Raw genomic sequence first — 19,533 nt, 5'->3', positions numbered from 1 at the left:
TCATGGCTTTTAATCTGCGTAACCGTAACTTCCTGAAACTGCTGGACTTCACCCCGCGCGAAATCCAACACATGATCGATCTGGCCATCGACCTGAAGAAAGCCAAATACGGTGGTTATGAGCGCAAACACCTGACCGGCAAAAACATTGCCCTGATCTTCGAGAAGACTTCCACCCGTACCCGCTGTGCCTTCGAAGTGGCGGCCTTCGACCAGGGCGCCCAGGTCTCCTACCTCGGCCCGAGCGGTTCCCAAATTGGTCACAAGGAGTCCATGAAGGACACCGCCCGGGTGCTGGGCCGCATGTATGACGGCATCGAATACCGCGGCTACGGCCAGGAGATCGTCGAAGAGCTGGGGGCCCACGCCGGTGTGCCGGTCTGGAACGGCCTGACCAACGAATTCCACCCGACCCAGATCCTGGCGGACTTCATGACCATGCTGGAGCACGGCAAGGGCAAACGTCTGGATCAGATCAAGTTCGCCTACCTGGGTGACGCCCGCAACAACATGGGCAACTCCCTGATGGTGGGTGCCGCCAAGATGGGCATGGACATCCGCCTGGTGGCGCCGAAAGCCTTCTGGCCGGAAGAGGATCTGGTTGCCACCTGCCGCCTCATCGCCGAAGAGACCGGTGCGCGCATCCACCTGACCGAAGACGTGAAAGAGGGTGTGCTGGGTGCCGACTTCCTCTACACCGACGTCTGGGTCTCCATGGGTGAAGCGAAGGAAGCCTGGGATCAACGGGTGAAGCTGATGACCCCGTATCAGGTCAACATGGACGTCATCAACGCGACCAAGAACCCGGATGTGAAGTTCATGCACTGCCTGCCGGCGTTCCACAACGACGAGACCACCATGGGCAAGGAAGTGGCCGACAAATATGGCATGAAGGGCCTGGAAGTGACCGAGGACGTGTTCGAATCCGAGCACAGCATCGTGTTCGACGAGGCGGAAAACCGGATGCACACCATCAAGGCAGTGATGGTGGCTACGCTGGGCGACTGACGTCGTCAGTGGTGCCGGGGGGTGACCCCCGGCTTTTCAACCATGTGACAGCGGCATAATACCTCCAACCCTACGACCCGCAGCCTGCATGGATACCACACCCACAGAAGGAAGCTGGACCATGACCAAATTCAAGTTCCCGTCAGCCTACACGATACTGTTTGTGCTGATCGCCCTGGTGGCCGCCCTGAGCTGGATAGTGCCGGCCGGCAAATACGAGATGACCATGAACGAGGCCCTCGGCAAGGAAGTGCCGGTGGCCGGTACCTACAAACTGGTGGATGCCAATCCCCAGGGGATCGTCGACGTGCTGCTGGCACCCATCGACGGTCTCTACAACCACGACACCTATGAGGCTGGCGCCATCGACGTCTCCCTCTTCATCCTGATCATCGGTGGCTTCCTTGGCATCGTGACCAAGACAGGTGCCATCGATGCGGGTATCGAGCGCGTCACCGATCGCCTGCGTGGCCGTGAAGAGTGGATGATCCCCATCCTGATGGCGCTGTTCGCCGCAGGGGGCACCATCTACGGCATGGCGGAAGAGTCTCTGCCGTTCTACACCCTGCTGGTGCCGGTGATGATGGCGGCCCGCTTCGACCCCGTGGTCGCTGCCGCGACCGTGCTGCTGGGGGCCGGTATCGGTACCCTGGGCTCCACCATCAACCCGTTCGCCACCGTGATCGCCGCCAACGCGGCCGGCATCTCCTTCACCGACGGCATCTGGTTGCGGGTCGCCATGCTGGTGGCCGGCTGGCTGATCTGCGTGGCCTATGTGATGCGTTACGCCAAGATGGTGCGAAGCGATCCCAGCAAGTCCCTGGTGGCCGACAAGTGGGAAGAGAACCGTGCCCACTTCCTCGGCAACAAGAGCGACCAGATGCTGGAGTTCACCACCACCCGCAAGATCGTGCTGGGTATCTTCGTCGCCGCCTTTGCCGTGATGATCTACGGGGTGGCCGTGCTGGGCTGGTGGATGGCGCAGATCTCCGGCGTCTTCCTGGCTGCCGCCATCATCGTCGGCGTCATCTCCCGCATGAGCGAGGAGGAGCTGACCTCCAACTTCATCGACGGTGCCCGCGATCTGCTCGGCGTGGCCCTCATTATCGGTATCGCCCGCGGTATCGTGGTGGTGATGGACAACGGCATGATCACCCACACCATTTTGCACAGCGCGGAAGGGATAGTGACCGGCCTCTCCACAGTGGTGTTCATCAACGTGATGTTCGTGCTGGAGGTGGTGCTCTCCTTCCTGGTGCCGTCCTCCTCCGGTCTGGCGGTGCTGACCATGCCGATCATGGCGCCGCTCGCCGACTTCGCCAACGTGGGTCGCGAGCTGGTGGTGACCGCTTACCAGTCCGCTTCCGGCCTAGTGAACCTGGTGACCCCGACCTCCGCCGTGGTCATGGGGGGGCTGGCCATTGCCAAGGTGCCCTATGTGCGCTGGCTGAAGTGGGTGGCCCCGCTGCTCGGCATGCTGACCGTGCTGATCGTGCTCTGCCTGAGCCTGGGCGCCGTGCTGGCATGAATGCCGACAGACATAGGGACAACAACGGGAGCCTGGGGCTCCCGTTTTTTATGGTTGGCAAGGCGGGGCGCCCGGCCTCTCACGTGGCCTGGCTCCTTGCCGCGCGGGCAACAAAAAGGCGACCCCGGGGTCGCCTTCTGGCATCCAGCAGGGGTCAGCGGGCGTTTTCCAGGGTGCGCACCACGGCGGCGTGAGCCTGGCGGGTGCGGCTGATGTGGCGCGGGGCGATCAGTACCACGTCGTTGCCGGCCACGGCCCCCAGGATCTCGGGATTGGCGTTGCGATCCAGCAGGCGAGCCACCACGGTAGCGGCCCCCGGGGTGGTATGCACCAGCACCATCTGCTGGTTGTGGACCACGGCGCGCACCATGTCGTGGATGGAGCGGGTGCTGCCGGCGGGCTCCAGCTGCTCGTCCACCAGGGTGTAGACCTTCTTGCCGTTGGCGTTCTGGGCCTTGGCGACCCCGAGACGGCGCAGCAGGCGGGAGATGGTGGACTGGCTGATGTCCGCAAAACCGCGGGCGGAGAGCTCGCGGCGGATCTCCTCCTGGGTGCTGTAGCAGTGCTGGCCGATGATCTGGCGGCAGGCGTCGAGCTGGGCCAGATCGGACTCTGGTTCTGCTGGGCGGCTGAGGGTGTTGACCATGGCGACTTCCTTTGGCGATGAGCGATGGCGGTCTCGCCCAGTCTGTCGTTCCGGCTTTTCATAGCGAAAAACACTAATGAGGAGCACTCAAGCAGGGGATGAGCGAGGTATATCCATTACGGGATGGCAAATTATAACCAAAGGGGGAATAAGTGATGTGACAGGGTTCAAAAATGGGCCCGATGGGGCCCACATGGATATCCTTTGTCGGCAGGAAATCAGTAGCGTTCGCTGACGATGTCCTGGGTGAAGGACTTCTCGCAGTATTTGCACTTCATCCGCACCGCCCCTTTCACCTCGCGCACCCGGAAGTAGCTCTCCACCGGTTCGTTGTGGGAGATGCAGTTGGAGTTGGGGCAGTGGAAGACCCCTTCGATGAACTCCGGCAGCGCCAGTTGGTGCTTCTTCACCACCACGAAGTCTTCGATGATGTTGACGGTCGCCTTGGGGGCGAACAGGGCGAGCTGGTTGGCCTGCTGCTCGGTCAGACGGGTGTTCTCGATCTTGATGAGATCCTTCTTGCCGAGGGCGCCGGATTTGAGGTTGAAGCCGACGGTGATCCGCTCCTGGGTCTCGATCAGCTGGAACAGCTTGAGGATCTTGATGCCCTGGCCGGCGGGGACGTGGTCGATGACGGAGCCGTGACGGATGGCTTCGACTTGCAGTTGGTTCTTCTCGGACATGATGTTCCCCTTTCCCTTAGACGGTTTCGTTCAGTACCAGTGCCAGCAGTGCCTGGCGGGCATAGACCCCGTTCTCCGCCTGCTGGAAGTAGTAGGCGTGGGGGGTCTTGTCGACGGCGACCTCGATCTCGTCAACCCGGGGCAGGGGATGGAGGATCTTCATGGTGGGCTTGGCCCCTTCCAGGGTCGCCAGCTCCAGCACGAACTTGGCGGCCATGTGCTTGTACTCGGTCTCGTCGAAGCGCTCCTTCTGGACGCGGGTCATGTAGAGGATGTCGAGCTCCGGCATCACCTCTTCCATGGTCTCGTGCACGCTGAAGCGGATGCCCTTCTCTTCCAGCTCCTCGCAGAGGTAGTCCGGCATGGCCAGCGCCTCCGGGGAGATGAAGAAGAAGCGGCAGTTGAACAGGCTCAGGGCCTGGGCCAGGGAGTGGACGGTGCGGCCGTACTTCAGGTCACCGACGAAGGCGACGTTGAGGCCGTCCAGCTTGCCTTGGGTCTCGTGGATGGAGAAGAGGTCGAGCAGGGTCTGGGTGGGATGCTGGTTGGAGCCGTCACCGCCGTTGATGACCGGCACCCGGGAGAACTCGGAGGCCAGACGGGCTGCCCCTTCCTTCGGGTGGCGCATCACCACCGCATCGGTGTAGGAGCTGATGATCTTGATGGAGTCGGCCAGAGTCTCGCCCTTCTTGGCGCTGGTGTTGCCGCCGTCGGCGAAGCCGATGATGTTGCCGCCCAGGCGCTGGACTGCGGTCTCGAAGGAGAGACGGGTGCGGGTGGAGGCTTCGAAGAAGCAACTGGCGACCAGCTTGTCTTTCAGCAGGCGGCTGTCGGGTTCGGCCTTCAACCGCTGTGCGGTGGCGACCACCAGTTCCATGTCGGACCGGGTCAGATCCGAGATGGAGATGACGTGTTTGTTATAGAGTGGATTGGTCATCGTCTGCATTCCCTTTGGCATCAATGAAGGTTTTTCCGGCACAAAAAAAAGCCCCTGAAACAGGGGCTCTTTTCAAAAAAAACGGGGGATCTGTGGGACGGGAACCGGAAACAACGGGGCCGCTCTGGTGCGCTCCACCCGTCTGCAAGGCTGCTTTTTTCATCAAAAACGGCATTGTCCTGTCCCGACCTTTTTCAAAACCGCACCGATTATAGGGCTGGTTTTTGAATTGTCAAAAATTTATTTCATAGGCAGGATTTGGCCGGAAAAACGTTTAAGTGTCGCGAACGGGTCGACATATCCAGAGTGCGTGCTGCGCCTGCAAGGGGGCGCCATCGGCGGCCATGCTGCGCAGGTAGCCGAGCCTGTGGTGCCCCTCCAGCAGGCAGTAGGGATGGGGCAGGGGGTGACCGTCCGGGTAGCAGGTTCCCGGGGCGGTGGCGAGGACGATGACAGGCTCGGACCAGGTGCCCCGGTGCAGCATGTCATCGCCGAGCCAGGATCGGCGCACGTAGCGGTTGCTGCGCAGCATCTCGCCCCAGCGATCGATCACCTCCATGTGGCGGGAGTCTATCTGCTCGATAATCTGCGCGGTGGGCCAGTGCTCGCACTCGAACTGATGGCTGGCGAGATCGATAAAGCTCCAGTTGGATTCAAAACCGCGCCAATGACGGTAAATCCACTGGGCGAGCACATTGGAGGGAATGGAGGGCACCAGGGGAGAGACTCTGTCCAGATAGTCGGCCAGGGTCTCCGTCTTGCGCTCATCCCGGAAGTTGAGAGGCGCAAGCTGTTGCAGCAGTCGGTAATTGAGCATGGGCAGCCTCCCTGAGCCTGGTTTCACCCTACCCCCATTTGTGTCCCATTCCTACCCCGTCGGGGCTGCAAATACAGCAGCTTACCCCCGCTCCTTGTTGGAATTGCGGGGATCTGCTCGTCATTTGTTCGATCGCATCGAAAGTAAGAAAAAAAGCCTTTACCTTTGACCTCCGCTTTGTATACTACGCCTCGTTTGTTGCAGGGGCGTAGTTCCAATTGGTAGAACAGCGGTCTCCAAAACCGATGGTTGCGGGTTCGAGTCCTGCCGCCCCTGCCATTTTTCAGAAAGGCCAGCTCATTGAGCTGGCCTTTCGCATTTGCGGCGTTTGCCACCGCCTCCGTTAGCCTCTTTTTCCCCGCTTCGCCGCTGCCATTTCTGTCAATGGAGGCCGCTTTTCCCCTGTGCTACACCTTGCTTCCTGCCAGATGGCGCCCTCAGGCGCATCGCATCCGGCGGGCCCAAGGCGCTTCAACAAGGAGAGAGCGATGAACAAGGCAGTGGATACGCGTCACCCCCATGCCCATGCCGGTGGCTGGGTCCCCCGGGATCAGGCCCATGTGGCGCGCTGGGTACAGCGGCTGCGTCAGGCGGTCACCCGCCAGCCTCGCCCGCTGGTGGCCCCGATCGCCGGACTGAAGGCGCTGGTGGAGCAGGATCCTCTCCTGCATCAGCAGGCCCAGGGGATGTTTGACGAGGCGTGGCAGCACGAGCACAGCACGCCGCTCGGTCAGGTCCAGGTGCGCAGCTTCGATGAGTTCCTGCAGCTGCTCAACGGCATCATGACCACGGCCCCGGAAGCCTATCAGGATGTGCAGACCCAGGAGCCCGCCGGGCTGATCGGATTCCCCATCAATGCCCTGCTCAACTGGCCCATGGCGACGGCCGCCGGGTACGACTTCTTTGCCAATGCGCTGGTGAACCAGCAACTGCGCAAGATCCTCGGTTACTGGGCCGACTTCCTGCAAAGTTCCGCGTCCCGTTATGTGCTGACGGAGTCGGTGAGCCCCCTGGATCGCCAGACCCTGATCGTCCCCTGGCTCGGGGAGGTGGCGAAACGGGAGATGGTCAAGGTGGCGCAGGGGGCGCTCGGGGCCGGCGACAACCCCACCCCAGAGCGCTTCGAGGGGATCTTCCACACCGTGCCGGGAGAGGAATACGAGGGCTTCGCCAGCTGGGACGACTTCTTCACCCGCCGCTTCTGCCCCGGCGTGCGGCCGGTGACGGCCCCGGACGATGACAGCGTGATCGCCAACGCCTGCGAGTCGGCCCCGCTGCAGGTGGTGACCGGGGTAAGGCGGCAGGACGCCTTCTGGCTCAAGGGGCAGCCCTATTCCCTGGACAACTTGCTGGACTTCGACCCGCGCGCCGCCGCGTTCGAGGGGGGCACCCTCTATCAGGCCTTCCTCAGCGCCCTCAGCTATCACCGCTGGCACAGCCCGGTGAGCGGCACGGTGCGCTCGGTCAAGGTGGTCAACGGCAGCTACTACCTGGCCAACCGCCACCAGGGTTTCGACAGCCCGGCGGGGCCCGACCCCAGCGCCCCGAACCAGTCCCAGCCCTTCCTCACCGCGGTGGCGACCCGGGCACTCATCTTCATCGAGGCGGACAACCCCAAAATCGGCCTGATGTGCGTGGTGCCGGTGGGCATGGCGGAGGTGTCGAGCTGCGAGGTGACGGTGCAGCCGGGGCAGCGGATCGCGAAGGGGGAGCAGCTCGGCATGTTCCACTTCGGCGGCTCCACCCACTGCCTGCTGTTTCGCCCCGGGGTCGAGCTGGCGTTCGACTTCTACGGCCAGCAGCCGGGGCTGGAGGCGACCAACCTGAGGATCAACACGGCGCTGGCGCGGGTCAAATAACCCAGCCGCCGGACAGTAAAAGGCCGCCTTCGGGCGGTCTTGTTGTTGTGAATTCCTCAGGGTTGTCGTTGCAGCAGGAGATCCAGATAGGCGCCTTCGATCAACCGGGAGGGCTCGATACCGAGACGCGCCATGATGTCGTGAGCTTCCTGCATCCCCACCTCGCGCGGCTCGTCATCTTCCAGCACCACTTCCAGTTCGAGGAAGTGACCCAGCCCTTCAACCCGGTCGAGATGGATCCGGGTTCTGCCCACCAGAAACAGGGTCCGCTGTTTTCGCACTCTGCCAATCTGGCCGCAAGCCAGGGTGAGCGTTTCCCGCAGCTTGTCCGGCTCGTTCGTTGGCGTGATGTGGTAGTAGCTCTCCTTCGGACCCTGTTGATCAGGCCTGCGGTAGAAGATGAGCTGGCCTGCCGACGGGGAGAGCGTCCGCAATTTGAAGCGGCCCGATTCACAGCGAAAGAAGGTATCGTCCTGGGCGATGTCGACGGGGCCCTTGTCGGCGATGGCCGCGGCTCTGGGGATAAGGTCATCGACCCCGGCTATGCGGGCTTTGATCTCGATATTTCGTGGCATGGCAGCGGGTTCTCCTTGAAAACGGGATACCCAATCTAGCACAGCCCACGTTGCCGAGAGGGGGGCAACAGGGGGAGCACCAGTTCGGTTCCTGATGGATGCTCAACCCTGCCCGCCAACCCTCTTTCAGACGCCTGAAACCGCCCTCAAGAGACAGGTCAGCGGGTGCTGACCTGCTCTGCCGGTGCCTGCCCGTCATCCGCGATATGACCTCATGGCCGCCTTCGGGCGGCCTTGTGGTGCCTGCGGGTGTCAGCATGGAATAGTGAACAGTCTGTTGCTGGTAGTGCGTTCTGTTGTTGATAGATGAAAAAATATCAGGATTCACTAAAGACCGTTCATCATTGTGCCGATAGAACTACCAAGATGGGGGTATTCCCGGCCCCCGGCTACCACAAGGATTCGTTGTCATGACTCTCTCGTTGCGCGGCAAGCTGCTCGCGGCCAGCCTGGGGGTAGTGCTGCTGATGGCAGCCCTGCTCGGTATTGTCGCCTTCCACACCCTCAAATCCCGCACCCTTGACGCCATCCAGAGCGAGGCGGTCAACTACGGCCACGCCCACTCGGTGGCCATCGGCAACTGGCTTGAGGATCGCAAGCACGCGGTCGACGCCCTGGCCGCTGTCATTGCGCGCGACCCCGACACGGCCCTGGTGCCCCACCTGTTGCAGACCCGCACCTCCGGCGGTTTCGGCCTCACCTATTTTGGTTCGGCGCAGGGGGAGATGACCCGCCACGATCCCGCCCTCAACACCGCCAACTATGACCCCAGGGCCCGCCCCTGGTACCAGAACGCCGACAAGGCGGGCAAGCTCATCGTCACGCCGCCCTATGTCAGCGTGACCATGCAGCAGATGGTGGTGACCCTGGCCGAGCCGGTGAGCCACCAGGGCCGGGTGATCGGGGTGGCCGGGGCGGATCTCTCCCTCGACGCCCTCATCGACGAGGTGCTGGCCATGAAGGTGCAGGGAGAGGGCTACGCCATGCTGCTCGACCGCACCGGCCTCATCGTCGGCCACCCGAACAAGGAGCTGGCGCTCAAGCAGGTGGCGGAGCTGGATCCCGGTCTCACCGGGGCGGCGCTGGATGCGTGGAGCCGCGACGGCGAACTGCACGGCGCCAACCTGAACGGGCGCGAGGTGCTGCTCTCGGTGCAGGGCGTGCCCGGCACCGACTGGCTGCTCGCCATGGTGATGTACAAGGAGGTGCTGGAGGCGCCGCTCGCCTCCCTGCTGTGGCAACTGGTGGGGCTGACCCTGGTGCTGCTGCTGGTGTTCGGTGCCCTGCTCATCGCCATGTTCAACTACCTGTTCGCGGATCTGGGACGGGTCTCCAGGGCGCTTGCCGACATCGCCCACGGGGAGGGGGATCTCACGGTGCAGATCGCCACCCGCAGCCAGGATGAGGTGGGGCAGCTGGCCCAGAACTTCAACCAGTTCGTGGCGCGACTGCACGGCATTGTCAGCCGGTTGCGGGACGTCACCGTCGAGTTGGCGGTCCAGTCCCGCACCCAGGCGGCGGGGGCCGAGGCCCGCAGCCAGCGAGTGCGCCAGCAGCAGGACGAGATCGTCATGGTGGCGACCGCGGTGACCGAGATGGCCTCCGCCACCCAGGAGATCGCCGGCAACGCCGAATTTGCCGCCAACACCGCCGGCGATGCGGTGCGCCTCGCGGTGGCCGGCCAGTCCCAGGTCGGCCAGAGCCAGCGCAGCATCACGGGGCTGGCGGGGGAGGTCTCCGACGCCAGCCAGACCATCCACGAGCTGGATGGCCACGCCCAGCAGATCAGCGGCATTCTGGCCACCATCAGCGGCATCGCCGAGCAGACCAACCTGTTGGCTCTGAACGCCGCCATCGAGGCGGCCCGGGCCGGGGAGCAGGGGCGCGGCTTTGCCGTGGTGGCGGACGAGGTGCGGGTGCTGTCGCGCCGCACCCACGACTCCACCGCCGAGATCCAGCAGATGATCGAGGCGCTGCAGCAGACCACCCGCAAGGCGGTGGGCGGCATGGAGACCAGCCGCCAGCTGGCGGGCACCAGCGTGGAGGACGCCGAAGCGGCGAATCTCAGCCTGGGCAGGATCAACGAGGCCATCGGCGCCATCAGCGACATGGCGACCCAGATCGCGGCGGCGGCCGAGGAGCAGACCTCGGTGACCGGCGAGATCAGCCGCAATACCGAGAATATCCGCCACGTCTCCCAGGCGCTGGCGGCCCAGGCCGGCGAAGAGGCCGCCCAGGCGGCCCAGCTCAAGTCTCTCACCGAGCGGCTGGAGCAGGAGATCGGGCGCTTCCGGCTCTAGGCTGCGACCCGGATGTGACAAAGGCGACCCCGGGGTCGCCTTTATTCATCATGTGTATGGATATTATCTCACCATGCACCCGCTGAATAATACCGGGTCCTGGCCCTGCAACGGGTGCAGGCAGAGGCTCAGAGGGGCTTGATGTAGCTGTAGAACTCGTTGTCCCGCTGGTAGCCGTGCCCTTCGTAGAGGGCCTGAGCCTGTCGGTTGTCGGTGGCGGTGCTCAGCATCAGGAAGGCGGCGCCCGTCTCCTGGCCGTGGCGATCGGCCCGCGCCAGCAGCGCCTGGGCCACCCCCTGCTGGCGGGCCGCTGGCGCCACGAACAGATCGTACAGCAGCCAGATGGGCTTCAGGGCGAGGGAGCAGAACAGGGGATAGAGGTGGGCAAATCCCAGCACTTCTCCCGTCTCGCTCTGGGCCACGAAGAGCACCGACTCCCCGGCGGTGCAGCGCTCCAGCAGGAAGGCTTCGGCGGCCTCGGGCCGGGCAGGCAGCCGGTAGAACGCCCGGTATTGCACGAACAGGGGGGTGACCCGGGGAATGTCCCCGGGGGTGGCCTGGAAGATCCTCATGGGGCGTTCCCCGCCGGATCCTGGCTGACCCAGATCAGCCGGTCGGTGGCAAAGCCGAGCCCCCGGGCCCGCTCGACCAGGGCCTCTACCTTCTCTTTGGGGGGATGGGGCGTGCGGGAGAGGATCCAGAGGTACTGGAGGTTGTAACTGCTCACCAGGGAGAGGTCATAGTCCGTCGCCAGTACGTTGTAGCTGCCGTAGAAGGGGCCGAAGAAGCTCACCTTGAGGCGCCCCTCGTCGCTGTCGCCCACGAAGTAGGCGCGCCCCTCGGCCTCGCGCCATTCCCCCTGTTCGTCCTGCCCCCGGTTGATCACCCTGACACCGCCGTCATCCCGCAGGCTGTAGGTGGCGGTGACCCGGTTCAGGCCGCGCTCGAAACCGTGATCGAGGCGGGCCACCTCGTACCAGGTGCCCAGGTAGCGGTCGAGCTGGAAGGGCTTGACCACCTGGTGTCCCGGTGGAATGCCGGTGCAGGCGGTGGCCAGCAGGGTCAGAACGAGCAGGATCAGTGTGCGCATGTCATCCCTCCACGATACGCAGTTGTCCCGAGCGGAAGCGTGCCGCGTGTTCGCTCGGGGTGTTGCCAAAGAAGCGTTTGTATTCGCGGCTGAACTGGGAGCCGCTCTCGTAGCCTACCTTGTCCGCCGCCACCCCGGCCTTGAGGCCGTCGTGCAGCATCATCAGCCGCGCCCGGTGCAGGCGCAGGGTCTTGATGTACTGCAGGGGCGAGGTGGCGGTGGCCGCCTTGAAGTGGTGGTGGAAGGCCGAGACGCTCATGTTCGCCTCCCGGGCCAGCTCCTCCACCGTCAGGTTCTCGGTAAAGCGCTGCTCCATGATACGCAGCACCCGGGCTATCTGGCTCACCTGGCTGTGACGGCTGGCCATGGCCAGCAGGGCGGGGGCACCCCCTTCGTGCAGGGCGTGGAACAGGATCTCGCGCACTATCTGGGGCCCCAGCACCCGGGCGTGGAGCGGTTTGTCCATCACGTCGATGAGGCGCTCCACCGCGCAGAGCATGGTCTCGGAGAGGGGCACGGAGACGACGCCGCGACCCGGCTCCGCCGGGGCGGGGGCCGCGTCCCCCATCTCCAGCAGCAGGGCCTGCAGCGCCGCCACGTCGATCTCCACCGAGAGCCCCACCAGAGGGGATTCGGGGGAGGCGAAGCACTCGCACTCGCAGGGCAGCGGCAGGGTCATCATCAGGTAGTGCTCGGGGTCGTAGCGGAAGGTGAAGTCCGAGAGATAGCCCACCTTGTGCCCCTGCAGGATGATGATCATGCGCGGGCGGTAGAGCACCGGGATGCGGTCGTGATGCTCCGTGGTGTAGATGAGGTGCACGCCGGGCACGGGGGCGGCGGTGATCCCCGGGTGGGGTGCCAGGGCGGCGAGTCGGCTGGCGAGGGCGGACTGGTGGGTCGCCGCGATGGGCAGATTTGTACTCATTTATCCAGGCTCAGTAGAAATAGGCAAGAAATAGGCAGAAAGCTCCCTTGATGGTAGGGGGTTATAAGAGAAAAATGCAACCCATACCTTACCGACTACGACCACCCCGGGAGATCCCATGAACAACTTCATCCTGCACACCCCCACCAAGGTGCTGTTCGGCAAGGGCCAGGTGGCCCAGCTGCGCGGCCAGATCCCCAGCGACGCCCGCATCCTCGTCACCTACGGCGGTGGCAGCGTGGTGCGCAGCGGCCTGCTGGACCAGATCCGCAGCGAGCTGGCCGGCCTGACCCTGTTTGAATTTGGCGGCATCGAGCCCAACCCCACCTACGAGACCCTGATGGGTGCCGTCGAACTGGCCCGCGCCGAGAAGATCGACTTCCTGCTGGCAGTGGGTGGCGGCTCCGTGCTGGACGGCTCCAAGTTCATCGCCGCGGCCGCTCACTACGATCCGGCCAGGGATCCCTGGCACATCCTCGAGACCGTCGGGGGCGAGGTGGCCTCCGCCATTCCTCTGGGCAGCGTGCTGACCCTGCCGGCCACCGGTTCCGAGATGAACATGGGCGCCGTCATCACCCGCAAGAGTACAGGGGACAAGCAGCACTTCTTCTCGCCCTTCGTGATGCCGCGCTTCGCCGTGCTCGACCCCGTGCTCACCTACACCCTGCCCGCCCGTCAGGTGGCCAATGGGGTGGTGGATGCCTTCATCCACACCCTGGAGCAGTACCTCACCTACCCGGTGGATGCCAAGGTGCAGGATCGCTTTGCAGAAGGGCTGCTGCTGACCCTGGCGGAAGAGGGGCCCAAGGCGCTGGTGGAGCCGGAAAACTACGACGTGCGTGCCAACATCATGTGGAGCGCCACCCTGGCGTTGAACGGCCTGATCGGAGCCGGTGTGCCCCAGGACTGGGCCACCCACATGCTGGGCCACGAGATCACCGCCCTGCACGGTCTGGACCACGCCCAGACCCTGGCGGTGGTGCTGCCCGCCCTGCTGCAGGCCAAGCGCGAGCAGAAGCGCGCCAAGCTGCTGCAATACGCCGAGCGGGTCTGGGATCTGCGCAGCGGCAGTGACGAGGCGCGTATCGACGGTGCCATCGCCGCCACCTGCGATTTCTTCGAGCGGATGGGGATCAAGACCCGGCTGCGGGATTACGTGGCCGACGCCCGGATCGACGCCCTGCTGGCCAAGCTCGAAGAGCACGGCATGACCGCCCTGGGTGAGCACGGCGACATCGACCTGGCCCAGAGTCGGCATATTTATGAGGCGGCCTGGTAAGCAGAGCACGCCTGAACCGGGCCGCAGGCCCGGTTGCACTAGGGGGCCCGAACCCGCCAGCAGGCGGGGACGCGGCCCCCTGATCGTTGCAAAATGGTTACTTTTTCCCTTTTCATCTCATCAGATGAGCCAACGGCAGATTTCGTAAGAACAAAAAACGCTAAGGTAGAGGCCGGGTTAAACATTTTTTTTGACTGGTTGGATCACTTTTTTTAGCGCTTTTTGCTGGTATAAGCCCCTAATTTGGTTTGTTTTTTTTAATCATGGTCCGGGATGGGCTGAATTCTGTACCCGCCCGCCCGGGGCCGTGGTTGTAATAAAACTCCAAAATTTGATACTAATCACCCTCGCGCCTGAAAAGCGGGGGCCTGACCGTGACAGGAGGTCGAGGTGAAGCCTGCTGATTTTCATAACAAAGGGCCCGTGACCTGCACTTTGATCATGCCTTGTCCCCTCAGACATGAGAGACTTGGCGATGATTGTTTATTAACCATCAGGGAATAGTCATGCAGATTGGAATACCGAGAGAGAGTCTCGCCGGTGAGACCCGGGTCGCAGCGACCCCGGCCACTGTCGAGCAGCTGAAAAAGCTCGGCTTCGAGGTTGCCATCGAGGCCGGTGCCGGCCTGCGAGCCAGCTTCGATGATGCCGCCTTCGAGGCTGCCGGTGCCAGCGTGGTACCGAACGTCTGGCAAGCCGACCTTGTCTTCAAGGTCAACGCGCCGACCGAGGCCGAAATCGCACAAATTAAGGATGGTGCCACCCTGGTGAGCTTCATCTGGCCCGCCCAGAACCCCGAGCTGGTCAAGAAGCTTTCCGAGCGCAACATCAATGTGATGGCGATGGACATGGTGCCGCGGATCTCCCGTGCCCAGTCCCTCGACGCCCTCTCTTCCATGGCCAACATCGGTGGCTATCGTGCCGTCGTAGAAGCCGCGCACCAGTTCGGTCGCTTCTTCACCGGCCAGATCACCGCCGCCGGTAAAGTATCGCCCGCCAAGGTGCTGGTCATCGGTGCCGGTGTGGCCGGTCTGGCCGCCATCGGGACCGCCGGTTCCCTCGGTGCCATCGTGCGTGCCTTCGATACCCGTCTGGAAGTGGCCGAGCAGATCGAGTCCATGGGTGGGGAATTCCTCAAGCTGGACTTCGGCGGCGAAGATGGCGCATCCAGCGACGGTTACGCCAAGGTGATGAGCGAAGAGTTCATCAAGGCCGAGATGGAGCTGTTCGCCCAGCAGGCCAAGGAAGTGGACATCATCATCACTACCGCCCTGATCCCGGGCAAGCCGGCACCCAAGCTCATCACCAAGGAAATGGTGGACAGCATGAAGCCGGGCTCCGTCATCGTGGACATGGCGGCCCAGGCCGGCGGCAACTGCGAATACACGGTACCGGGTGAACTGCATGTCACCGACAACGGCGTCAAGGTGATCGGTTACACCGATCTGCCGGGCCGCCTGCCTGCCCAATCCTCCCAGCTCTACGGCACCAACCTGGTGAACCTGATGAAGCTGATGTGCAAGGAGAAGGACGGCAACGTCGCCATCGACTTCGAAGACGTGGTGCAGCGCAACATGACGGTGGTCCAGGCCGGTGAAGTGACCTTCCCGCCCCCCGCCATCTCCGTCTCTGCCGCCCCGCAGAAACCCGCTGCCGCCAAACCGGCCGCCAAGAAGGAAGAGGCCAAGCCCTCCAACAAGAAGTTCGTGTTCGGTGCCCTCGGCATCGCCGCCTTCGGTTGGGTGGCCGCCGTGGCGCCTGCCGCCTTCCTCTCCCACTTCACCGTCTTCATCCTGGCCTGCGTGGTCGGTTACTACGTGGTGTGGAACGTCTCTCACGCCCTGCACACGCCGCTGATGTCGGTCACCAATGCCATCTCCGGCATCATCGTGGTCGGTGCGCTGTTGCAGATTGGACAAGGGTCGACCCTGGTCACCGTGCTGGCCTTTGTCGCCGTGCTGATTGCCAGTATCAACATCTTCGGTGGCTTCACCGTCACTCAGCGCATGCTGAAGATGTTCCGTAAGGATTAAGGGGGTTTAACGTGTCTCAAGGACTGGTAACAGCATCCTATATCGTTGCCGCCGTGCTCTTCATCCTCAGTCTCGCGGGACTGTCGAAGCAAGAAACGGCCAAGCATGGCAACCTGTTCGGTATCGCGGGGATGGCCATCGCCCTGCTCGCCACCGTCTTCAACCCGGAAACCAGTGGCGTCCACTGGATCATCCTGGCCATGGCCATCGGTGGCGCCATCGGCGTGCGTCTGGCCCTCAAGGTCGAGATGACCGAGATGCCGGAGCTGGTGGCCGTGCTGCACAGCTTCGTGGGCATGGCAGCGGTGCTGGTGGGCTTCAACAGCTTCATCGATCTGCACCCCTCCGCCCCCGCTGAAGTGGTGGTCTCAGTCGGTTCCAACCTGGATGCGACCCTGGCAGCCGCCCGGGCGGCGTTCGAGCAGGCGGCAAGCGTCGCCCAGGTCGAGCACCTCTCCGGCGCCATGCTGAACATCCACCTGGTGGAAGTGTTCCTGGGCGTCTTCATCGGTGCCGTGACCTTCACCGGTTCCGTGGTGGCGTTCGGCAAGCTGCGTGGCCTCATCTCTTCCAAGCCGCTGATGCTGCCGCACCGCCACAAGCTGAACCTGCTGGCCGTGGTGGTCTCCATCGCGCTGATGATCCACTTCGTCAACGCCGGTGGCTCCACCTTCGCTCTGCTGGTGATGACCCTGATCGCCTTCGCCTTCGGCTGGCACCTGGTCGCCTCCATCGGTGGTGCGGACATGCCGGTGGTGGTCTCCATGCTGAACTCCTACTCCGGTTGGGCGGCGGCGGCGGCGGGCTTCATGCTCTCCAATGACCTGCTGATCGTCACCGGTGCCCTGGTGGGTTCCTCCGGTGCCATCCTCTCCTACATCATGTGCAAGGCGATGAACCGCTCCTTCATCTCCGTGATCGCAGGAGGCTTTGGCTCCGACGGCGTGGCCTCCACCGCCGAGCAGGAGCTGGGCGAATACCGCGAGACCAACGCCGAAGACGTGGCCGACATGCTGAAGAACGCCAGCTCCGTCATCATCACCCCAGGCTACGGCATGGCGGTGGCGCAGGCCCAGTACCCGGTGGCCGAGATCACCCAGAAGCTGCGTGATCGTGGCGTCAAGGTGCGCTTCGGCATCCACCCGGTGGCCGGTCGTCTGCCTGGTCACATGAACGTGCTGCTGGCGGAAGCGAAAGTCCCCTATGACATCGTGCTGGAAATGGACGAGATCAACGATGACTTCGCCGACACCGACGTGGTGCTGGTGATCGGTGCCAACGACACCGTCAACCCGGCCGCCATGGAAGATCCGGGCAGCCCCATCGCCGGCATGCCGGTGCTGGAAGTGTGGAAGGCGCAGAACGTCATCGGCTTCAAGCGCTCCATGAACACTGGCTACGCCGGTGTCCAGAACCCGCTGTTCTTCAAGGAGAACACCCAGATGCTGTTTGGCGATGCCAAGGCCAGCGTCGAGGCCATCCTGAAGGCGCTGTAAGCGTTGACCGGATGAGACAAAAAGGGGGCTTCGGCCCCCTTTTTTTATGACCAGAGTGGATGACCGTGGCAGGGAACAGACAGGCGGTGGTGCCTGCCTGTCCGGACTGACTGACGAGCCCTGGCTCAATTAAAGTTGAGCAAAAGCACCAAAAAACTACCTTGAAGGCCTCTCATGGGGCCTTTTTGTCATTTCAGTCGTGATTTTTGCTCACATTTTGTGGTGTTGTCTCACCAGTCGGGCATAATGCCCGCGCAAAAAGCGGGTTTGCTCAATTTTATTTGAGCCCGCTTTGATTATCCTTGCCCAACGTTGACCGGATGACCCCATGACCGAGGTAGCCCCCTTGCGCGACGCCAGCACACTGACCGATGAAGAGCGCCATCTGATCGCCAGCTTCGAGCCTGCGGTGGCGGCGCTGTCCGCCCTGTTTGGCCCGGGCTGCGAGGTGGTGCTGCACGCCTTTGACAGCCTGCACGCCTCCGTCATCAAGATTGCCAACGGCCACATCACCGGCCGCCAGGAGGGAGCGCCGGTCACCGACTTCGCGCTCGACAAGTTGCACAGTGCCGCCGGCAGCCAGTGGAGCAGTTATTTCTCCCGCACCCGGGAGGGCACCCTGCTGAAATCCTCGTCCATCACCATCAGCAACCGCGAGGGCAAACCCATCGGCATGCTGTGCGTGAATTTCAGCCTGGACACGCCCCTTGGCAGCCTGCTCGACACCTTTGCCCCGCCCGCAGTGCCCCCTGCCCACGGCACCGAAACCTTCGCCAGCTCGGTGGATGATCTGGTGGCGCAGGTGATCGCCAAGGTGGACAGGGATCCCGGGCTGGGCAGCAGCGTGCGCAACAAGGCGATCGTGCACCGGCTTTACGACATGGGCATCTTCGAGATCAAGGATGCCGCCCAACTGGTGGCCGAGCTGCTCGGCATCTCCCGCCATACCGTTTACCTGCATATCCGCAATCACAAGGCGGAACTGGCCGAACAACAATGACGAGCCCGCACGCGGGCGCCATGAACATGAGACACATCGCAATGAACGCACAATGGACCGACTTTATTACCCTGCTCAAGCGTGAAGTGGTGCCGGCCCTCGGCTGCACCGAGCCCATGTCGGTCGCCCTGGCGGCGGCCAACTGCCGCAAGCTGCTGGGGCAGGTACCGACCCGCACCCGCGTCTGGGTCAGCGGCAATCTGTTCAAGAACGGCATGGGGGTCGGGGTGCCCGGCACCGGCATGATCGGCCTGCCGGTGGCCGCCGCCGTCGGCATCACCGGTGGCAACCCGGATGCCGGGCTGGAGGTGCTCAAGAGCCTCACGCCGGATCAGGTCGAGGCGGCCAAGGGGCTGCTGCCCACCATAGAGGTGGATGTGAAGGATGTGCCCGACGTGCTCTACGCCGAGGTGCTGGCCGAAGTGGAGGGGCACAGCGCCCGGGTGGTGATCTGTACCGACCATACCCGCATCGTGCTGATGGAGAAGGATGGCGAGGTGCTGATGGTGCAGGACAGTGCCCCCGGGGTGCAGATCCAGCCAGCCAAGGCCGGCAAGCCCGCCATGACCCTGAAGGAGATCGTGGCCTTCGCCCTGGAGGTGCCGCTGGCCGAGATCGACTTCATCCGCGAGGCGGCCACCATGAACCAGGCGCTGGCGGACGAAGGGCTGCAGGGCTATGGCCTGCGCATCGGCAAGATCCTCACCGACCAGGTTGAACGCAAGCTGCTTTCCGACGATCTGATGACCCTGGCCATGCGCCTGTCGTCTGCAGCCTCCGATGCGCGGATGGATGGCGCCATGCTGCCCGCCATGTCCAATTCCGGTTCCGGCAACCAGGGCATTGCCGCCACCATGCCGGTGGTCGCCGCGGCCCGCTTCCTCAAGGCCGATGACGAGCAGCTAGCCCGTGCCCTGGTGATGAGCCACCTGGTGGCCATCTACATCAAAGCCTACCAGAACAAGCTCTCCGCCCTGTGTGCCGCCAGTACCGCCGCCATGGGATCGGGGGCCGCCATCACCTGGCTGCTGGGGGGCCAGTTCGAGCAGATCAGCCACTGCATCAACAACATGATTGGGGATGTTTCCGGCATCATCTGCGACGGCGCCGGCAGCGCCTGCTCCATGAAGGTCTCCACCTCCACCTCGGCGGCGGTGAAATCCTCGCTGATGGCCATCAACAACCTGCGCGTGCCCCAGAGCGAGGGGATCGTCTCGGACGACGTGGACCAGACCATCGCCAACCTGGGCCGCCTCTCCAGGGAGGGGATGCTGGATACCGACATCGAGATCATCAACATCATGCGGGCCAAGCAGCAGGGTAAGCACCAGTGACCCCGGAGTGCCGCCGTCGGCCAT

The 19,533-nt window shown here is 63.4% G+C and carries 17 protein-coding genes and 1 tRNA gene; 10 read left to right on the top strand and 8 right to left on the bottom strand.

The window, feature by feature from the left end; translation table 11 throughout:
• The first annotated feature begins 2 nt into the window (after positions 1 to 2).
• Together argF and C3418_RS00355 are read left to right on the top strand one after the other, a co-directional pair.
• The gene (argF, locus tag C3418_RS00360) at positions 3 to 1,007 is read left to right on the top strand and encodes an ornithine carbamoyltransferase (protein ID WP_103857760.1); all 1,005 of its coding nucleotides are present in this window, start codon (positions 3 to 5) and stop codon (positions 1,005 to 1,007) included.
• Between the two features lie 121 nt (positions 1,008 to 1,128).
• A complete protein-coding gene (locus C3418_RS00355) occupies positions 1,129 to 2,535 on the top strand; it encodes a YfcC family protein (protein WP_041214260.1) in 1,407 nt (468 codons plus the stop codon).
• Positions 2,536 to 2,689: 154 nt separating this feature from the next.
• On the opposite strand, the gene C3418_RS00350 is transcribed toward C3418_RS00355, so the two are convergent.
• From C3418_RS00350 to C3418_RS00335, 4 genes are all read right to left on the bottom strand, one after another.
• Positions 2,690 to 3,181: an arginine repressor gene (locus C3418_RS00350; RefSeq protein WP_039039633.1), complete on the bottom strand. Its 492-nt coding sequence runs from the start codon at positions 3,179 to 3,181 to the stop codon at positions 2,690 to 2,692.
• A gap of 218 nt (positions 3,182 to 3,399) precedes the next feature.
• A complete protein-coding gene (pyrI, locus tag C3418_RS00345) occupies positions 3,400 to 3,864 on the bottom strand; it encodes an aspartate carbamoyltransferase regulatory subunit (protein WP_010676006.1) in 465 nt (154 codons plus the stop codon).
• Between the two features lie 16 nt (positions 3,865 to 3,880).
• Positions 3,881 to 4,801 (bottom strand): aspartate carbamoyltransferase, encoded by a 921-nt coding sequence (gene pyrB, locus C3418_RS00340; protein ID WP_010676005.1) that lies wholly within the window; start codon positions 4,799 to 4,801, stop codon positions 3,881 to 3,883.
• Between the two features lie 274 nt (positions 4,802 to 5,075).
• Positions 5,076 to 5,618 carry a hypothetical protein gene (locus C3418_RS00335; RefSeq protein WP_042015644.1) on the bottom strand — a complete coding sequence of 181 codons (543 nt, stop codon included), beginning with the start codon at positions 5,616 to 5,618 and terminating at the stop codon, positions 5,076 to 5,078.
• Positions 5,619 to 5,820: 202 nt separating this feature from the next.
• Here C3418_RS00335 and C3418_RS00330 point away from each other — a divergent pair.
• Positions 5,821 to 5,897: transfer RNA gene (locus tag C3418_RS00330), tRNA-Trp, on the top strand.
• A 209-nt stretch (positions 5,898 to 6,106) separates the two neighbouring features.
• Entirely contained in the window at positions 6,107 to 7,477 is a 1,371-nt protein-coding gene (locus C3418_RS00325; protein WP_103857759.1) for a phosphatidylserine decarboxylase family protein, read from the top strand.
• Positions 7,478 to 7,533: 56 nt separating this feature from the next.
• Here the strand turns inward: C3418_RS00325 and C3418_RS00320 are convergent, their stop codons facing one another.
• A complete protein-coding gene (locus tag C3418_RS00320; RefSeq protein ID WP_042864778.1) occupies positions 7,534 to 8,052 on the bottom strand; it encodes a class IV adenylate cyclase in 519 nt (172 codons plus the stop codon).
• Positions 8,053 to 8,462: 410 nt separating this feature from the next.
• Between C3418_RS00320 and C3418_RS00315 the strand changes: the two genes are divergently transcribed.
• Positions 8,463 to 10,352, top strand: coding sequence for a methyl-accepting chemotaxis protein (locus C3418_RS00315; RefSeq protein ID WP_103857758.1), 1,890 nt, complete (start codon positions 8,463 to 8,465; stop codon positions 10,350 to 10,352).
• Between the two features lie 128 nt (positions 10,353 to 10,480).
• On the opposite strand, the gene C3418_RS00310 is transcribed toward C3418_RS00315, so the two are convergent.
• The 3 genes from C3418_RS00310 to C3418_RS00300 are packed head-to-tail and all read right to left on the bottom strand — an operon-like array spanning position 10,481 to position 12,367.
• Entirely contained in the window at positions 10,481 to 10,924 is a 444-nt protein-coding gene (locus C3418_RS00310) for an N-acetyltransferase (protein ID WP_103857757.1), read from the bottom strand.
• Positions 10,921 to 11,442, bottom strand: a complete 522-nt coding sequence (locus tag C3418_RS00305; RefSeq protein ID WP_039039627.1) for a lipocalin family protein — start codon at positions 11,440 to 11,442, stop codon at positions 10,921 to 10,923. Before C3418_RS00305 ends, C3418_RS00310 begins: the two co-directional genes overlap by 4 nt.
• A 1-nt stretch (position 11,443) precedes the next feature.
• A complete protein-coding gene (locus C3418_RS00300) occupies positions 11,444 to 12,367 on the bottom strand; it encodes an AraC family transcriptional regulator (RefSeq protein WP_103857756.1) in 924 nt (307 codons plus the stop codon).
• A 118-nt stretch (positions 12,368 to 12,485) separates the two neighbouring features.
• Between C3418_RS00300 and yqhD the strand changes: the two genes are divergently transcribed.
• From yqhD to C3418_RS00275, 5 genes are all read left to right on the top strand, one after another.
• Complete coding sequence (yqhD, locus tag C3418_RS00295) at positions 12,486 to 13,646, top strand: alcohol dehydrogenase (protein ID WP_103857755.1); 1,161 nt, start codon at positions 12,486 to 12,488, stop codon at positions 13,644 to 13,646.
• A 506-nt stretch (positions 13,647 to 14,152) separates the two neighbouring features.
• A complete protein-coding gene (locus C3418_RS00290) occupies positions 14,153 to 15,679 on the top strand; it encodes a Re/Si-specific NAD(P)(+) transhydrogenase subunit alpha (RefSeq protein ID WP_103857754.1) in 1,527 nt (508 codons plus the stop codon).
• Between the two features lie 11 nt (positions 15,680 to 15,690).
• Positions 15,691 to 17,175 carry a Re/Si-specific NAD(P)(+) transhydrogenase subunit beta gene (gene pntB / locus C3418_RS00285; RefSeq protein WP_010675995.1) on the top strand — a complete coding sequence of 495 codons (1,485 nt, stop codon included), beginning with the start codon at positions 15,691 to 15,693 and terminating at the stop codon, positions 17,173 to 17,175.
• Between the two features lie 328 nt (positions 17,176 to 17,503).
• Complete coding sequence (locus C3418_RS00280) at positions 17,504 to 18,175, top strand: transcriptional regulator (RefSeq protein ID WP_039039625.1); 672 nt, start codon at positions 17,504 to 17,506, stop codon at positions 18,173 to 18,175.
• A gap of 26 nt (positions 18,176 to 18,201) precedes the next feature.
• On the top strand, positions 18,202 to 19,509 hold the full coding sequence (locus C3418_RS00275) for a serine dehydratase subunit alpha family protein (protein WP_049636093.1): 1,308 nt from the start codon (positions 18,202 to 18,204) through the stop codon (positions 19,507 to 19,509).
• The last annotated feature ends 24 nt before the right edge of the window (positions 19,510 to 19,533 follow it).

Origin of the sequence: Aeromonas sp. ASNIH8, from assembly GCF_002919855.1 — a bacterium.
GTDB classification, from domain to species: domain Bacteria; phylum Pseudomonadota; class Gammaproteobacteria; order Enterobacterales; family Aeromonadaceae; genus Aeromonas; species Aeromonas caviae.
Note: the sequence above shows the minus strand (reverse complement) of the source record. Positions and strands in the feature narration are given on the sequence as shown.

What these genes read in the sequence shown, in the direction of transcription:
- C3418_RS00290 (WP_103857754.1), top strand. Translation starts at nt 14,153, where the DNA reads ATGCAGATTGGAATACCGAGAGAGAGTCTCGCCGGTGAGACCCGGGTC.
- C3418_RS00320 (WP_042864778.1), bottom strand. Translation starts at nt 8,052, where the DNA reads ATGCCACGAAATATCGAGATCAAAGCCCGCATAGCCGGGGTCGATGAC.
- pyrB (WP_010676005.1), bottom strand. Translation starts at nt 4,801, where the DNA reads ATGACCAATCCACTCTATAACAAACACGTCATCTCCATCTCGGATCTG.
- C3418_RS00305 (WP_039039627.1), bottom strand. Translation starts at nt 11,442, where the DNA reads ATGCGCACACTGATCCTGCTCGTTCTGACCCTGCTGGCCACCGCCTGC.
- C3418_RS00325 (WP_103857759.1), top strand. Translation starts at nt 6,107, where the DNA reads ATGAACAAGGCAGTGGATACGCGTCACCCCCATGCCCATGCCGGTGGC.
- C3418_RS00335 (WP_042015644.1), bottom strand. Translation starts at nt 5,618, where the DNA reads ATGCTCAATTACCGACTGCTGCAACAGCTTGCGCCTCTCAACTTCCGG.
- C3418_RS00355 (WP_041214260.1), top strand. Translation starts at nt 1,129, where the DNA reads ATGACCAAATTCAAGTTCCCGTCAGCCTACACGATACTGTTTGTGCTG.
- C3418_RS00315 (WP_103857758.1), top strand. Translation starts at nt 8,463, where the DNA reads ATGACTCTCTCGTTGCGCGGCAAGCTGCTCGCGGCCAGCCTGGGGGTA.
- C3418_RS00275 (WP_049636093.1), top strand. Translation starts at nt 18,202, where the DNA reads ATGAGACACATCGCAATGAACGCACAATGGACCGACTTTATTACCCTG.
- pyrI (WP_010676006.1), bottom strand. Translation starts at nt 3,864, where the DNA reads ATGTCCGAGAAGAACCAACTGCAAGTCGAAGCCATCCGTCACGGCTCC.
- C3418_RS00350 (WP_039039633.1), bottom strand. Translation starts at nt 3,181, where the DNA reads ATGGTCAACACCCTCAGCCGCCCAGCAGAACCAGAGTCCGATCTGGCC.
- C3418_RS00310 (WP_103857757.1), bottom strand. Translation starts at nt 10,924, where the DNA reads ATGAGGATCTTCCAGGCCACCCCCGGGGACATTCCCCGGGTCACCCCC.
- C3418_RS00300 (WP_103857756.1), bottom strand. Translation starts at nt 12,367, where the DNA reads ATGAGTACAAATCTGCCCATCGCGGCGACCCACCAGTCCGCCCTCGCC.
- yqhD (WP_103857755.1), top strand. Translation starts at nt 12,486, where the DNA reads ATGAACAACTTCATCCTGCACACCCCCACCAAGGTGCTGTTCGGCAAG.
- C3418_RS00280 (WP_039039625.1), top strand. Translation starts at nt 17,504, where the DNA reads ATGACCGAGGTAGCCCCCTTGCGCGACGCCAGCACACTGACCGATGAA.
- argF (WP_103857760.1), top strand. Translation starts at nt 3, where the DNA reads ATGGCTTTTAATCTGCGTAACCGTAACTTCCTGAAACTGCTGGACTTC.